10 protein-coding genes are annotated in these 15,093 nt (G+C 74.1%); 3 read left to right on the top strand and 7 right to left on the bottom strand.

Annotated elements, in window-relative coordinates:
- Positions 1-116 precede the first annotated feature (116 nt).
- The 7 genes from R4Z63_RS29330 to R4Z63_RS29300 all read right to left on the bottom strand — a co-directional run bounded on the left by R4Z63_RS29330 (position 117) and on the right by R4Z63_RS29300 (position 10,082).
- Positions 117-497 carry an STAS domain-containing protein gene (locus R4Z63_RS29330; RefSeq protein WP_384448448.1) on the bottom strand — a complete coding sequence of 127 codons (381 nt, stop codon included), beginning with the start codon at positions 495-497 and terminating at the stop codon, positions 117-119.
- A 247-nt stretch (positions 498-744) separates the two neighbouring features.
- Positions 745-2,595, bottom strand: coding sequence for an ABC transporter ATP-binding protein (locus R4Z63_RS29325; protein WP_384448444.1), 1,851 nt, complete (start codon positions 2,593-2,595; stop codon positions 745-747).
- Positions 2,592-4,283 carry an ABC transporter transmembrane domain-containing protein gene (locus tag R4Z63_RS29320; RefSeq protein ID WP_037916683.1) on the bottom strand — a complete coding sequence of 564 codons (1,692 nt, stop codon included), beginning with the start codon at positions 4,281-4,283 and terminating at the stop codon, positions 2,592-2,594. The genes R4Z63_RS29325 and R4Z63_RS29320 overlap by 4 nt, the downstream gene beginning before the upstream one ends.
- Entirely contained in the window at positions 4,280-5,878 is a 1,599-nt protein-coding gene (locus R4Z63_RS29315; protein WP_384448441.1) for an AMP-binding protein, read from the bottom strand. Before R4Z63_RS29315 ends, R4Z63_RS29320 begins: the two co-directional genes overlap by 4 nt.
- 32 nt (positions 5,879-5,910) lie before the next feature.
- On the bottom strand, positions 5,911-7,668 hold the full coding sequence (locus R4Z63_RS29310; RefSeq protein WP_384448438.1) for a condensation domain-containing protein: 1,758 nt from the start codon (positions 7,666-7,668) through the stop codon (positions 5,911-5,913).
- Complete coding sequence (locus R4Z63_RS29305) at positions 7,665-9,398, bottom strand: carbamoyltransferase family protein (protein WP_384448435.1); 1,734 nt, start codon at positions 9,396-9,398, stop codon at positions 7,665-7,667. The genes R4Z63_RS29310 and R4Z63_RS29305 overlap by 4 nt, the downstream gene beginning before the upstream one ends.
- A gap of 69 nt (positions 9,399-9,467) precedes the next feature.
- The gene (locus R4Z63_RS29300) at positions 9,468-10,082 is read right to left on the bottom strand and encodes an XRE family transcriptional regulator (protein ID WP_384581438.1); all 615 of its coding nucleotides are present in this window, start codon (positions 10,080-10,082) and stop codon (positions 9,468-9,470) included.
- A 483-nt stretch (positions 10,083-10,565) separates the two neighbouring features.
- On the opposite strand from R4Z63_RS29300, the gene R4Z63_RS29295 reads away from it, so the two are divergent.
- The 3 genes from R4Z63_RS29295 to R4Z63_RS29285 are packed head-to-tail and all read left to right on the top strand — an operon-like array spanning position 10,566 to position 14,973.
- Positions 10,566-11,957: a KamA family radical SAM protein gene (locus R4Z63_RS29295; protein WP_384445029.1), complete on the top strand. Its 1,392-nt coding sequence runs from the start codon at positions 10,566-10,568 to the stop codon at positions 11,955-11,957.
- Positions 11,958-11,977: 20 nt separating this feature from the next.
- Complete coding sequence (gene vioD / locus R4Z63_RS29290; protein ID WP_384445031.1) at positions 11,978-13,138, top strand: capreomycidine synthase; 1,161 nt, start codon at positions 11,978-11,980, stop codon at positions 13,136-13,138.
- A gap of 5 nt (positions 13,139-13,143) precedes the next feature.
- Entirely contained in the window at positions 13,144-14,973 is a 1,830-nt protein-coding gene (locus R4Z63_RS29285; protein WP_384445033.1) for an amino acid adenylation domain-containing protein, read from the top strand.
- Positions 14,974-15,093: the final 120 nt, after the last annotated feature.

The following is a 15,093-nucleotide window of genomic DNA, read 5'->3' as shown; positions in this document are numbered from 1 at the left end:
AGGAGCGCCTCAGCTTGCTCTGCCGCTCGCGCGATGGCGGCGCGCGGGATGTCTCGGTTCCCTGAGCGTCAGGAAGAGCGCGAGGAGAAGGGGCACGGTCGTCATCACAACGAACGTCATCGTCCGGTTGCTCCCCGCGCGCAGGGGGCTTTCCGCAAGGCCAGATCGCGGTCCAGGGCCAAGAGCCGGTGGACGGTCGCGGATGTGGCCGTGTGGGACAACGTGCGGCCGCGGCTGCACCAGCCGGAGAGGGCGCTGAGCAGCGCGGAGTCGCAGAAGGTGACGGCAGTGGTGTCGAGCTCGACATGCCGGTAGCCGTAGACGGCGGCCGCCGCCAGCGTGATCCGCAGGGGCGCGGCAGTGAAGTGGTCGACCTCACCCGTGAGCCGCACCCTCAGGACGTCGCCACCGGAAGTACAGCCGAGCTCTATGCCGGAGGTCTCCGTCTCGTCCGAGTCCGGCGGGGCAGCTATCGGGGAACTGATCAGGATGCTCACGCACCCACAACACCACCGGCCGGGCCCTGGGAAACGATGAAAACGCCCGCTTCACCCGGCCGGTGAGCAAGACGTGCGCACACGAGGGACCGCCCTCCCCGGCGCGTCACAAACCCGAGGCTGCGGTGTCGCCCCTCCCACCGGTGGGTGAAGCCGCTCCGCGGCCGCGTCACCCGGCATTTCGGTCAGGGCGCGCCAGTGTGCCCGTGCAGTGGCGCGCCGGCGGGTGGCGCTCCGCCCGGGCGGCTCAGGCCTGGCGGGCCGCGTCCCAGGAGTGCCACAGGGCGGCATAGGCACCGCCGGCCGCCAGCAGTTCGTCGTGGCTGCCGAGCTCGACGATGCGTCCGCCGTCCATGACCGCGATGCGGTCCGCGTCGCGTACCGTGTCCAGGCGGTGCACGATCGAGATGACCGTACGGCCCTCGATGAGCGCGGCGAGCGAGCGTTCCACCCGGCGCGACGCCGTGGAATCCAGCAGGGCGGTGGCCTCGTCGAGGACCAGCGCGCAGGGGTCGGACAACAGCAGCCGGGCGAGGGCAAGTTGCTGAGCCTGCGAGGGGGACACCAGGGCCGCGCCCGGCCCGATCTCGCTGTTCAGGCCGTCGGGCAGGGAGCGCACCCAGTCCGCGAGGAGGACGGTCTCCAGCGCCTTCCACAGCCGCGCGTCCACCGCACTCGGCCCGGTGCCGTGCTCGGCGCCGCCCTCGGTACCGTGCTCGGCGCCGTCGGCCAGCAGCAGGTTGTCCTTCACCGTCCCGGTGAACACGTGCTGTTCCTGGGTGACGAGCACGATCTCCCGCCTCAGCTGGCCCACCGGCAGGCTGGTGATGTCGGCGCCGCCGATCCGCACGGTCCCCCGGGTGGCGTGGTGTACGCCCGCGAGCAGCTTGCCGAGAGTGGACTTGCCCGCGCCGGAGGCACCGACGACCACCAGTCGTTCACCGGCGGCGATGTCGAGGTCGATGCCGGTGAGGACCTCGCGGCCCGGTCCGTACCCGAAGCGGACCTCTTCGAGGCTGATGGCATGGCCGTCGGTGGGGGCCGGCGGCTGCGGCACCTCGCGGGGCAACCGCTCGACGCCGAGGATCCGGCGCAGCGCGGCGTTGCCGATCTGGAGTTCGTCGGTCCAGGTGAGGAGGTCGTTCAGCGGCTCGCCGAGGGCCTGGACGTAGAGCACGACCGCGGTCAGCTCCGCCAGCCCGACCTCGCCCCGCTGGTAGGCGAGTCCGCCGATGAGCAGGGTGAGCGCCATCGGGACCATGGTGGCCAGGTCCAGGCTCGGGAACCAGATGGTCTGCAGCCACGTGGTGCGCTGCCGGGTGCGCACCACCCGGTCGACCGCCGTGCCGTGCCGCCGGAGCTGGCGCGGACCGAGCCCGAGGGCCTCGACGGTGGCGGCGCCGCGTGTGGTCTCGTGGGTGACGGCCAGCACGTCGGCCTCCTGCGCGAGGAGGAGCTCGTACGCGCGGGTGGCGCGCGGCCGGTACCACCCCGTGGAGAGGACGGCGAAGGGTACGCCGGCCAGCAGACCGAGGGCGAGCAGCGGTGAGGTCAGCAGGATCGCCGCGAAGGTGAAGAGCAGGGTGACGGCGGCCAGCGCGATGCGCGGGACGGCCTGCCGGATGCTCTCGTTCAGGCGGTCGGCGTCGGTGGTGGCGCGGCTGAGCAGATCGCCGGTGCCGACCGCCTCCACCTCGGACAGCGGAAGCCCGAGCACTCGGCGGACGAAGTTCTCACGGGTGCGGGCGAGGACGCGTTCGCCGAGCAGCGTGGCCCGGGTGCGGGCGGCGCGGGCGAGGAGGGCATGGCCGACCAGGATGGCGACGAAGGCGAGGGCGAGCATGTCGACGCGGCCGGTGGTGGTGCCGTCCTTGACCGACTCGACCAGGTGTCCCAGCAGTCGGGGGCCGATCAGACTCGCCACCAGAGCCACGGCGAACAGCAGGAAGGTCGCGGCCAGTCGGCAGCCCTCGCCGCGGAGGAAGACGCGGGTCCAGGCGCGGACCTCGGCCCGGCCGGCGAGCGGGAGCCTGCCGCCGCCGGACGGTGCGGCGACGGGGTCCGGGGCGGCTTCCAGGCGGGTGGGGGTGGTGGTCATGAGGGCACTCCTGCCGGGCGGTCGGTGCCGCCGGGGGCGGACTCCGCGTCGAGGCGGACCACGTGGTCGGCGGCGGCTCGCCACAGTGGGCTGTCGGTGAGGACCACGGTGGTCCGACCCGAGCGCAGGGCGGCGACCCGGTCGACGATGCGGGCCTCGGTGTGGGCGTCGACCGAGGCGGTGGGGTCCTCCAGAATCAGCAGGTCGGGTGCCGCGAACAGGGCGCGGGCGAGGATCAACCGCTGGCGTTGGCCGCCCGACAGGGCGCGGCCTCCCTCGTCCAGCCAGGCCTCCGGACCGCCGGGCAGGGCAGCGACGACGTCGGCGGCGTCGGCGGCGAACAGGGCCCGGTCCAGGGCCTCCCGCGAGCGGGCGGACCCGGCCGTCAGTTCCTCCCGTACGGTGCCGCTGAAGAGGACGTCGGCCGGACCGGAGCGCAGCAGCCTGGCCGACAGCTCCTCGGGATCCGCCCGGTCCAGGGCTACCCCGCCGAGCCGGACGGCCGAGGGGCCGCCGCGGGCGCCGGGGCGGCTGAGGCGGTCGGCGAGCTCGCCCGTACGGTCGGCGGGAGCGGTGACCACGGTGAGGCGGCCGGCGGCGGCGGTCAGGCCGGTGTCCGCATCGGCCAGTGCGAGGGCCCCGGGCGGCAGGGCAACGGGATGGGCGGGGCGGACGGTCTCGGGGGCCAGCCGCAGCAGGTTGCAGACCCGGCCGGCCGCGACCTTGGCGAGGCTGAGGGTCTCGGCGGCTTCGGTGGCCGTGCTGACCGGCAGGGTGAGGAAGGCGGAGGCGCCGTAGAACGCGACGAGTTCACCGGCGGTGATAGTGCCGTTCAGGGCGAGACGGGCGCCGAGCCAGACGATGCCGACGGTGACCAGTCCCGGCAGGAGGACTCCGGCCGCCTGGAGCCAGGCCTCCATCCGGCCGGCCGACTCACCGGCCCGGCGCACCTGCTGGCTGGTGCGCCGGAAGCGCTCGGCGAAGCCGGCCTCTCCGCCGATGCCGCGCAGGATGCGCAGCCCGGCCACGATGTCGCCGGCCTGGGAGGTGGCGATGCCCATCTGCTCGCGCTGGGCTTCGTCGCGTTCTTGGAGGGGCCTCAGCAGGGGGCCGATCCCAAGGACGGCGGCGGGGACACCGATGAGCACGGCCAGCCCGAGGACCGGCGAGGTGAGGGTGAGGGCGACGGCCACCACCACGGCGGCGACCACCGCCCCGACGGTGCGGCCGACGACCTCGAAGGCGTTGCCGATGCTCTCCACGTCGGCCGTGGCGGAGGCGGCCACGTCCCCTGAGCGGGCCTTGCCGCGCAGGGTGGCGCCGAGCCGCACGACCTGCCGCATCAGCACCCGGTGCGTGACCGACAGGGCGTGGGCCTCGGCGCCGACGGCGGCCTGGATGAGGCCGGCGCCGGCGAGGGCCTGGAGGAGGCCGAGGCCGAGGGCGAGCAGCGACCACAGGTAGAGCCCGGTCTGACCGGTGTTGCGCCCGGCTTCGTCGATGGCCCGCCCGAGGACCAGCGGGATCAGCGCCAGGGGGACCATCCAGAGGGCGCCGAGCACAGCGGCGAGGACCAGCGGCCGGGGACGGATCCGTGCCAGCCACCACAGGTAGGCCCAGGGGCCGCCGGCCTGCGCCTCGGGGACGGCGGCAGGGGCGACCGAGGCGTCGAAGAGTCGGTTGGTCACAGATACCGGTCCCTCGTGCCCGCACGGTCGACCTTCCCGGTACGCGTGTGCACCAGCGCGGGCACGGCGACGATCCGGTCGGGCACGAGGGGGCCGGGGACGGCGGCCCGCAGTTGCTCGCGCAGGGCCGCGGCGTCGTCGTCGGCGCGCTGTCCGCCGGCCACCGGGTCCGGTTCCCGCGGCACGCCCCGTACGCCGACTGCCCCGGGACCCCCGGTCACCCCCGTCCCGTCGGTCGTCCCGGTCGCTTCGGGCGCGAGGACCACGAAGGCGACCAGGACCGTGTGCTCGCCCTTGGCGTGCGCCACGGCGGCGACGGCGGTGACGCCGGGAAGCCGCCCCACGGCTCCTTCGACGTCCAGCAGGTCCACGCGATGCCCGCGGATTTTGACCTGGTGGTCGATGCGTCCGTGGAAGACGAGCGAACCCTCGGCGTCCTCGGTGACGAGGTCTCCGGTGCGGTACCACCGGTCGGTGCCGCTGCCGGGGTCGGTTTCGACGAACCGGGCGGCGGTGCGCTCGGGGTCGTCGACGTACCCGGTGGCCAGTTGGGGTCCGGCCACGAGGAGTTCGCCGGGCCCGTGCGGCACGTCGGGCCTGGACACCACGGCCTGCCGGACGGAAGGCAGCGGTCGACCGATCGGTACACCGTCCGGGAATGCCGCGGCCGCACCCGGGCCGGCGAGCACGGCGCTATGGGTGACCAGCGCGGTTTCGGTGGACCCGTAGGTGTTGAGCAGGACGACGTGGTCGGCGCCGAGCCGCCGCCAGCGCTCCAGCATGTCCGGCCGGACGGCCTCGCCGCCGATCACGACGGTCTCGACGGAGCCGGGCAGGGCGCGGCCGGTGTCGAGCAGATGGCCGGTGTAGAGGTGCCAGTAGTCGACGGGCAGGTTGACGAGGGTGACCTCGTGGTCGGTCAGGACCCGGTCGAGGTCGGCCTCACTGTCCTCGTCGAGGATGACGAGCCCGCCGGCCAGCAGGGTCGGCAGGATCTCCTCCAGGCTGGTGTCGCCGTCCGCCCGGTGGAAGTTGAGCGCCACCGTGCCGGGGCCGACCCCGTACTGCCGGCCCAGGTGCGGCAGGACCGCGTGGAGGGCGCCGTGCGGGACGACGGCCGCCTTGGGGGCGCCGGTGGAGCCGGAGGTGAACAGGACGTAGGCCGGGTCCTGCGGCCGGACCGACTCGCCGGCCTCGGGCAGGGGCGCTTTGGAGCGGCCCCAGTTGGGCCGCAGGACGCGGTCGACGGCGGGCAGCCGGCCGGACTCGGCGGTGGCGACCAGCTCCCGACAGCCGAGTGCGCGCAGGGCTGCCTCGGTGTGCTCGACCGGCTCGTCGGCGAGGGGGACGTAGCCCCGGCCGGCGGCCAGGACGCCGAGGACCGCCGCGATGTCGCGGACGCTGTGGTGCGTCTGGACGGCCACCACCGGTCGGCCGGCCGCCGGGCCGCGGGCGGCCACGAGGTCCGCGACCGCCCCTGCCCAGCGGGCCAGCTGGCCGTATCCGACGGTCACGCCGTTGTCGACGACGGCGGGCCGGTCCGGGTCCGAGCGGGCGATGGCGAAGAAGGGGTCCAGCATGCTGGGCAAGGTCATGGCAGGTGTCTTCCGGTCCGTCCGTGCGGCGGTCAGCGGGTGGGGGCCTCGGCGTCCGGCGCGCCGGGGGCGGCCAGGGCGTCCACGAGGGTGACGAGGGCATGGCGGTGGCGGGCGGCGAGCGCGCGTACGGTCGCCTCCTCGTGCAGGGCCGTGGAGTACCACCATTCGACGCGCAGGGCCCCGTCCTCCGTGGTGGCGATGACCTCGACGGCATGGGGGCGGGTCCAGTGCGGGGCGGTGATGTCTCCGACCGGTTCCGGGGCCACGTCCGGCAGGAGGGTGCCCAGGGGCAGGGTGTCGGCGTCGTCGCCCTCGAAGTCGTAGGAGACGTCGCTGGGCGGTGCGGCACGCAGCACGGCGGCGATCCGCGGCCGGCCGTGCCGGGCGAGCGCGCCGTGGCCCACGCCGCCGCCGGGGAGGGCGGCGAGGTGGCTCACGGTCGTGGCCAGGCGTTCGGCCGGGGTGGCGGCGGCCAGATCCAGGCGGACGGGGACGGTGGTGGTGAACCAGCCGGTGGTGCGGGCCAGATGGGTGTCCCCGACGGTCTCCTCGCGGCCGTGGCGCAGCACGTCCACGCGGACCGCGGGTTCGCCGAGCCGTTCGGCCAGGATCTCGCCCAGGGCGTGCAGGACGAGGTCGCCGGCGTGGGCGCGGTGGGCGCGGGCCGCCGTCCGCAGGCGCGCGGTGAGCTCGGCGGGGAACTCCTCGCGGTGGATGGCCGCGGTGGCGGCGGTGTTCACGGCCCGCGGGTCGGCCACGGGGTGGTCCGGGGGCAGGGTGGCGGGGGTGCGAGCCACCTCGGTCCACCACTGCGCCTGCTCCTCCGCCTCGGGGGTGCGGGCGTGGGCAGCGAGGGCCCGCGCCCACTCCGGGTAGGCGGTGCCCTCGGTGGGCCACACGTCGTGGCGGCCCTGTTCGAGAGCGGTGTACACCTCCTCCAGGTCGGCGAGCAGGACGGACCAGGACACCATGTCGATCGCGATCTGGTGGATGACGATCAGCAACCGGCCGGCCCGGGCGGGTCCCGCGTCGAAGCGGACGAATCGGGCCACGCGGCCCCGGCCCGGGTCCAGGGAGCGCTGTTCGACGGCGCAGCGCAGGGCGACCGCGGCCGAGAGGTCGGCGTCGGCCAGCTCAGAGACGTCGACGGTGTCGAGCGCTGCTCCGAGGGCGGCGCCGGGCGGACCGTCGGTGTCCAGAGCGGCGGTCTGCTGCCGGGGGCGACGGGCCGGGCGGTCCTCGACGGCCAGCCGGAGCGAGGCGTGGCCGGCGACGAGCCGGCGGACGGCCTCGGCGAACAGGCCGGGGTCGATCCCCGGTTTGGTGGTGAAGAGCAGGGCCTGGTTCCACTGGCCGCGCTCGCCGGTCTGCTCCTCCCACGCCTGCTCCTGGGAGGGGGTGAGGACGACGGGCCCGTGGGCGGCGCCGGGCGGGGCGGCCTCGGCCCCGCCGCGCAGGGCGGCCCGCCCGGCGACGAGCGCGGCGAGCCCGGCGGTGGTCAGCCCGGGGGCGAACATCTCGCGCAGCTGTACCCGTACGCCGAAGGACGCCTCGATGCGGCGGGCGGTGCGGATCAGGTCGAGGGAGTCCACGCCGAGGTCGATCAGTGGGCCGGTGGGGTCGGCACCGGGGTCGAGTACGGCTTCAGCGAGCCAGCCCGCGAGCAGGGCGCGGATCTCCTCCTCGGGCGGACCTCCGGGGGCGGTGGCCCCGGCCCGGGCGTCGGGGTCCGTGACCTCGGGGCCCGGGGCGCCGGGGGCGCCCTGCTGCCGTACCGGGGCGGTCACGCGCCGGCCTCCCCCGGGAATCCGGCGGGACGGCGTATCAGGAACGGGCCGAGGGCGAGGGCGTCCAGCGGCAGCCGGTGGAAGGTGGCGAGGGCGTCGCGGGGGCTGCACACGACCGGCTCGTCACGGCCGTTGAAGGAGGTGTTCATGATGACCGGGGTCCCGGTGTGCCCGCCGACCGCGCCGATGAGGCGGTGGTAGAGCGGGTCGACCGCGGCCGAGACGGTCTGCGGGCGGGTGGTGCGGTCGCTGTGGACGACGGCGGGCATGGCCGCGGCGCCGGCCTCGGTGACGGGTGTGGTGACGATCATGTAGGGCAGGGGGGTGGCGGTGCCGATCAGGGCCTCGGCGGCCTCCTCCTGCATGCTCGGCGCGAACGGCCGCCAGGCCTCGCGGTCCTTGATGCGTACGTTGACCCGGTCGCGGGTGGACTCCGGGTCGGGTACGGCGACCAGGCTGCGGTGTCCCAGGGCGCGCGGGCCGCCCTCGGCACGGCCCTGGAACCAGCCCGAGACCCCGCCCGCGGCCAGTACGTCGGCGGTGGCGGCGGCGATGTCGGCGGGCTCGGTGTAGGAGGTTCCGGAGGCGTCCAGGATCCGGCGGATCTCGTCGGGGGACCACTGCGGGCCCCAGGCGACCGAGCCGTCCATGGGCCGGATGCGGTCGCCCTCCTGGGCGGCGACCCAGACCGCGGCGCCGAGCGACACGCCCTGATCGCCGGCGAGGGGCTGCACGAACAGGTCGTGGACCTCGGGCATCCGCATGATCTTGCCGTTGAGGGTGGCGTTGAAGCCGACGCCACCGGCGATCAGCAGCGTGGTCTCGCCGGTCTCCCGGAGCAGGCCGCGGACCAGACCCATGACGGCGCGCTCCAGCGCGGCCTGGGCGGTGGCGGCGATGTCGCGGTACTCGAAGGGGTCCCGGTCGGTGACCCTGGCGTAGCGGCCGGTGCGGGGGTCGAAGCGGCGCACCCGGCGGTTGGGGGTCTCGGGGAGGGTCTTCTCCAGGTGCTCCATCCAGTACCGGATGGTGGCGGTCTCCTCGTCCGTGGTGCCCGTGGAGCGCAGGTTTGGAGGGACGACGCCGATGGTGAAGTCCTCGTCGGTGAAGCCGAAGGCGCCGCCGAAGCCCAGGTCGCCGGGGGTGCCGTAGGAGGCCAAGCCCATCATCTTGCCCGCGGCGTCGGCGCCGAGGCCGGCGTACTCGCAGACGGCGGCGTAGAAGTAGCCCAGCGACCAGCCCGGGGTGTGCGCGCGCAGTGTCTTGATCTCGCCGTCGATGCCGACGGCGAGGGTGGTGCTCTCGTTCTCTCCCTGGCCGTCCAGGACGAGGATCGCGCCGCGGTCCCGGCCGGAGAGGTGGTAGGCGCTGGCGGCGTGCGCGATGTGGTGGTTGACGAAGGTCAGCCGCGGGTCGCGGGTCCGCGGGAAGAGCGCCTTGGGCAGGAGGTGTTCGAGGGCGGCCGCTTCGCTGTCGAACCAGTCCAGCCCGCGATCCGCGAACAGGGTCGGCAGGTCCCAGCCGTGGGCGACCACGTCGATGTCGTCCAGGGTGAGACCGCCCTCCGCGAGGCAGTGGGCGGCCGCGTGGAGGGGCGCTTCACCGTAGGCGTGCTTGTTGCGGGTGAAGCGTTCCTCCTCGGCGAGGGCGATGACCTCGCCGTCCACGACGAGGCAGGCGGCACCGTCGTGGCTGGCGCCGGGCCAGCCGTTGACTCCGAGCACACGCATGATCAGTCCCCAAGGGTCGGTCGGCATCCGCCGGATCCGCCTCGGGCCCGTGGGGCGCTCGGCGTCCGGTCACGCCAACGGATCTTGTCGGTCCGACGGGTTGTACACGACCTGGGAGTTTGTGCGGAGATCCGCGGCGAAAATCGCGGACGCCGCCTTCAGCACCGCGTTGGCGTGCCGCAGTTGCTCGACCTCGCGGCGCAGCCGCCGCAGTTCGGCCCGCTCGTCGGCGGTCAGCGCGCTCTGGGCGGGGCGGCGCGCGGCGGCGACGGGCGGGGCGACGGCGCGGGCCGCGGCGCCCGGCTCGGTCCGTCGGGCCGCGGCGGCGGAAGCGCCCGCTCCGGGGCGGCGGCCGGCCGTCGGCCGGGTGGGGGGCAGGCCGTTCCCCGGCTGGCCCCGGACGGGGACATCGCGTCCTTCCAGGACCGCGCTGAGGCGGTACCAGCGGCGGGTCCACGCTTCCGGATCGCCCTCGCAGGCGGCCACGTAGGCGAGCGTCACCTTCAGGGAGGGCTTGTGCAGTCCGCGGGCCGCCTCGGCGAGGGTGGCCACGGAGTAGTGGGCTCGTTGCGCCATGATCCGGTAGGAGGGGTTCCCGGCCTGCTTGCGCAGAGCGCGCAAGGTGTGGGCGAACTCCTCCAGCGGTCCGGCTGTGGGGTCTAACAACCGCTCTGGCCTGGGCATGCCTCTCCCCTGAATGTTCGACGGTGCCGGGTGAAGCGCCGGCTCTCCCGTGCCGTACAACCTGGTCAACGGCGTACGGATCCGACACGAGAACCGGTCCGACGCGCCGGGCGCGGCGGGAAACCATCACACCGGATCTCTCGGACATTGGTACATGCCACTGACATATCCATCAATCTGCAATCGACGCTTCCGGCCACGCGGAGGGCGGTTCGTCCGAATGAGACTCCTCGGATCGAGACCGCCGTATCGTCCGTTCGCAAGCGTTTCCCGGACGTTCCCCTTCCCGCCCCGGAACGCCGCGCCGCGCGGGTGCCCGCCCGTTCGTTGCCCGCACAACCATCCGCCTTCGGCGGTCTTTTGTACAGGGGCACTCGGCCCGAGTGCCCCGTACAACCGCCCCTCGTGTACAACGCCGGGGCTCTGCAAGATCGGTTGCTGTCAGGCGATACGGCCGAAACCGACGGGAATGGGTGGCGGGTGGTGGACACAGCACGCGGCCAGACGGAACCGGCAGCACTCCAGGACGTCTACGAGTACCGGAGCAGTCGGCTCGTGGAACCGGACTGGCGGCGCTTCCCCGGATGGCGCGAGGTCACCGAGGCGGAGTGGGCGGACCCGCAGTGGCAGCGCGCCCACTGCGTCAAGGACGCGAAGGGACTGCGCGCGGTCGTCGGCGACCTGCTCGACGAGACGTTCTACGAGGACTGGGAACGGGACAGGCTGCACCGCGCCACCATGTCGGTGCTGCTACCGCCGCAGATGGTCAACACCATCGCCCCGGAGGCCGCGGCGGCCCGCCCGGGTGAGCTGACCAAGGCCTTCTACGACGACCCGGTACGCCGCTACATGCTGCCGGTGTTCTCCGACCGGCACCCGCAGTGGCCCTCGCACCCGATGGCCAGCCGGGACTCGCTGCACGAGCAGGACATGTGGGTGGTGGAGGGACTGACCCACCGCTACCCCACCAAGGTGCTGGCCGAGTTGCTCTCGACCTGCCCGCAGTACTGCGGACACTGCACCCGCATGGACCTGGTGGGCAACTCCACCCCCCAGGTCACCAAGAACAGGCTCCAACTCAAGCCCGTCGACCGGGCCGAGCGGATCCTGGAGCACCTGCGCTCCTCCCCCGGCATCCGGGACGTGGTGGTGTCCGGCGGCGACCTGGCCAACATGCCCTGGCCGCGGCTGGAGCGCTTCGTGGACGGACTGTTGGACATCGAGTCGGTCCGCGACATCCGCCTCGCCAGCAAGGGGCTGATCGGACTGCCCCAGCACTGGAACTCCGCGCCCGTGCTCCAGGGCGTCGAACGCATCGCCCGCAAGGCCCGCTCGCGCGGCGTGCGCGTCGCGCTGCACACCCACGCCAACGCCGCGCAGCAAGTGACGCCCGCAGTGGCCCGGGCCTCCTGGGCCCTCCTGGGCGCCGGTCTGCACGACGTACGCAACCAGGGCGTACTGATGCGCGGGATCAACGACAACGCGCACGACCTGCTCGACCTCTGCTTCGCGCTCATCGACCACGCAGGCATCACTCCCTACTACTTCTACATGTGCGACATGATCCCGAACGCCGAGCACTGGCGGGTACCGCTGCACCGGGCCCAGCTGATCCAACATCAGATCCTGGGCTACCTGCCGGGGTTCTCCACCCCGCGGATCGTCTGCGACGTACCGATGGCCGGCAAGCGGTGGGTGGACCAGGCCGACTCGTACGACCGCGAGCTCGGGGTGTCGCACTGGAGCAAGAGCTACCTCACCCCGCTGGAAGCGGCGGACCCGGACGCCCACAGCGGCTCCTACCACTACTACGACCCCATCGACACGCTCCCGCTCTCCGGGCAGCGCTGGTGGCGGGAAGCCCGTCAGGGGTAGAGAAGGGACAGTTGCACAGCATGAGCAGTCTCCGTCCACGGCGTGAAGACCCTCCGGTGCTGGAGGAGTGGTACCGCCGGCACCTCGGCCCGGACATCCACGACATCAGCTCCAGCGGCGTCCACCCGTACACCTTCGCCGAGATACGCGACCTGTGCCGCATCCCGGCCGCCGACCTCGACGACATCGTCATGGACGACAGCGTCTCGCAGGGCGGCGCCGGCATCCGCCAGGCCATCGCCGACCGCTATGCCGGCGGCGACGCCGACCGGGTCCTCGTCACGCACGGGTCCAGCGAGGCCATCGCGCTGACGCTGAGCGCCCTACTGCACCCGGGCGACCGGGTCGTCGTCCAGCAGGGCATCTATCACTCCCTGGGCCACTACCCGCGGGCGGGCGGCTGCGACGTCCTCGAACTGCCGGCGCGGGCCGTGCGCGACGGCGAGATCGACCCGGAAGTGCTGGACGACCTGGTCACCCCCGGCACCGCCGCGGTGATCGTCAACTTCCCGCACAACCCCAGCGGCGTCACGCTGTCCCCGCAGGGCCTCAAGGCGCTGACGGAGCGCACCGCGGCCACCGGCGCCGTGCTCGTGTGGGACGCCGCCACCGCCGAGATCGCCCACCGCTGGGAGGTGCTGGCGGACCCCGGTGCGGAGGGCGGCGACACGGTGTCCTACGGCACCTTCTCCAAGACCTTCGGCCTGCCCGGTCTGCGGGTGGGCTGGGCCGTCGCGCCGAAGGCGCTGATCACCGCCACCTTCCCGCTGCGCGACCGGACCACGCTCTTCCTCTCCCCCTTGGTCGAGCTGGTCGCCGAGCGTGCCATGCGGCACGCCGACGAGCTCATCGGCCGCCGGGCGGCCGAGGCCCGGCGCAACCTCGCGCACCTGACGGAGTGGATGGCCGGGCACGAGGAACTGATCCGCTGGACCCCGCCGGAGGGCGGCGTGTGCGCCCTGCCCGTCTTCCGGGAGCTGGAGGAGACCGAGGCCGGACCGGAGGCGGTGGAACGGTTCTGTCTGGAACTGCTGGCCCGCCACCGCACCCTGCTGGTACCCGGCACCGCCTTCGGCGCGCCGCACGGCGCCCGGCTCGGCTTCGGCGGCCCGGAGGAGGGCTTCCGGGCCGGTCTCGCAGGGCTGTCGGAATTCCTGCTGGCGCGGAGGGCCGGACGGTGAACGCCGTGACCGAGCCCGACGTGCTCGACCTGTGGGAGCACTCGGTCCGCGAACACGCTGACGGGCCCGCCCTCGTGACCCCGCACCGGGTACTGACCTACCGGGACGCGGACCGGCTCACCGACGCCTGGGCCGGCTTCCTCGCGGAGCGCGGCGCGGGCCCGGGAGAGCTGGTGGGCCTGGCCTTCCGCGACCCCGCCCGTACGGTGCTCGGCATGCTGGCCGCGCTCAAGGCGGGCGCCGGATTCACCGTCCTGGACGACCGGCTGCCACCCGCCGCCCGCACGGCACTGGTCGCCCGCACCGCCGCCGCGGTGTGGCTGGGCGACGGGGCGCACGCGCCCGAAGGGGCCCACGTACCGCACGGCCCCGCCGATGACGCGGCCACAGAGCCCGAGCGCCCGGTGCGCCGGGCCGGCGGATCCGACGTGGCGTACGTACTGTTCACCTCCGGCTCCACCGGCCGGCCCAAGGGCACGGTGGTCGAGCGGGACGCGCTGCGCCGCTTCGCCGCGGCGGTCGCGAGCCGGCTGGAACTGACCGCGCACGACCGCTGGCTCCAGGTGGCCTCGCTGGGCTTCGACGTGCTGATCGAGGAGGTGTTCCCCGCGTTCGCCGCGGGCGCGGCCGTGGTGTGCCGCGAGGACACCCGGGCGCTGGACGCCGAGGAGCTGCACATCGCGCTGGCCCGGACTCGGATCACCGTGGTCGAACTGTCCACCCAGTACTGGCTGGAGTACGCCCGCTGGCTGGACGGGAACGGCGCGGCCACACCGAAGACGCTGCGCACCGTGGTGGTGGGCGGCGAGCGGATGGACCCGGCCCCCTACCGGCGCTGGCAGGCACGCCAGCCCGCCGCCCTCGCCCACGTCTACGGGCTGACCGAATGCACCGTCAGCTCCACCTTCTACACCGGTCTGCTGCCCTCCGACGCCGAGGAGGTGCCGCTCGGCACCGCCCTGCAGGACGTGGAGATCAGCATTCGGCAGAACGGCCGCCCGGTCCCGGACGGCGGGACCGGGGAGATCCACATCGGTGGTCCGCTGCTGGCCCGCGGCTTCCTCGACGACGAGGAGGCCACCGCCATCCGGTTCGTGCCCGACCCGTACGCCGCCCGACCCGGCGCCCGCTTGTACCGCACGGGGGACCTGGGCCGGATCGGCCCGGACGGGCAACTGGTCTTCCTCGGCCGGGTCGACGACCAGGTCAAGATCCGCGGTCACCGGCTGGAGCCGGCCCGTGTGGAGCGCGCCCTGTGCGAGGGCGGCTGCGTCGGCCAGGCCGTGGTCTTCCCCGACCCGGAGACCGGCACCGTCCTGTGGGCGTTCACCGTGCCGGCCGACCCGGCGGCGGCGCCGCTGCCCGGCGAGGCCGTCCGGCTCACGGGCGCCGACCGGGACGCCCTCGTGGCCCCGCTGGAGGCACAGCTGCCCGACTGGGCGGTGCCGCGGGTGCTGTACCGGGTGTCCGTCCTGCCGAAGAACCCGCACGGCAAGGTCGACAAGCGGCGGTTGGCCACGTGGGCGGCCGCGGCTTCCGCCACCTCCGGCACGCCGGCGGCAGCGTCGACCGCGGAAGCCCCGGGGATCGCGCAGGAGCCGCTGAACGGGGTGCTGGCCCTCTTCCGCGAGGTCCTGGACGCCCCCGGTCTCGGCCCCGACGACAACTTCTTCGACCACGGCGGGCAGTCCCTGCTCGCCCTGCGCCTGCTCGCGCGCCTGCGCGAGTCCCAGCCCGCCGCCGCCGCCGGGCTGAGGGCGAGCGCGCTCTTCACGGCCCCGACGCCCCGGCTCCTCGCCGACGCGCTCGCCGGCCGCGCGGTCGCCCACCCCTGACCAACACCTGTCCGGCGGGAGGGCATCTCTCCCCGTCCCGCGCAGCCGTACCACCCGAGGGCCCGCGGCCCGGCTCCGGCCGCCCGCGAGCAGCAACCATCCCCCGACCACTCAGCGAGA

It is taken from the genome of Streptomyces sp. PL-29 (assembly GCF_058344425.1).
Note: the sequence above shows the minus strand (reverse complement) of the source record. Positions and strands in the feature narration are given on the sequence as shown.

What these genes read in the sequence shown, in the direction of transcription:
- R4Z63_RS29325 (WP_384448444.1), bottom strand. Translation starts at nt 2,595, where the DNA reads ATGACCACCACCCCCACCCGCCTGGAAGCCGCCCCGGACCCCGTCGCC.
- R4Z63_RS29315 (WP_384448441.1), bottom strand. Translation starts at nt 5,878, where the DNA reads ATGACCTTGCCCAGCATGCTGGACCCCTTCTTCGCCATCGCCCGCTCG.
- R4Z63_RS29305 (WP_384448435.1), bottom strand. Translation starts at nt 9,398, where the DNA reads ATGCGTGTGCTCGGAGTCAACGGCTGGCCCGGCGCCAGCCACGACGGT.
- R4Z63_RS29300 (WP_384581438.1), bottom strand. Translation starts at nt 10,082, where the DNA reads ATGCCCAGGCCAGAGCGGTTGTTAGACCCCACAGCCGGACCGCTGGAG.
- vioD (WP_384445031.1), top strand. Translation starts at nt 11,978, where the DNA reads ATGAGCAGTCTCCGTCCACGGCGTGAAGACCCTCCGGTGCTGGAGGAG.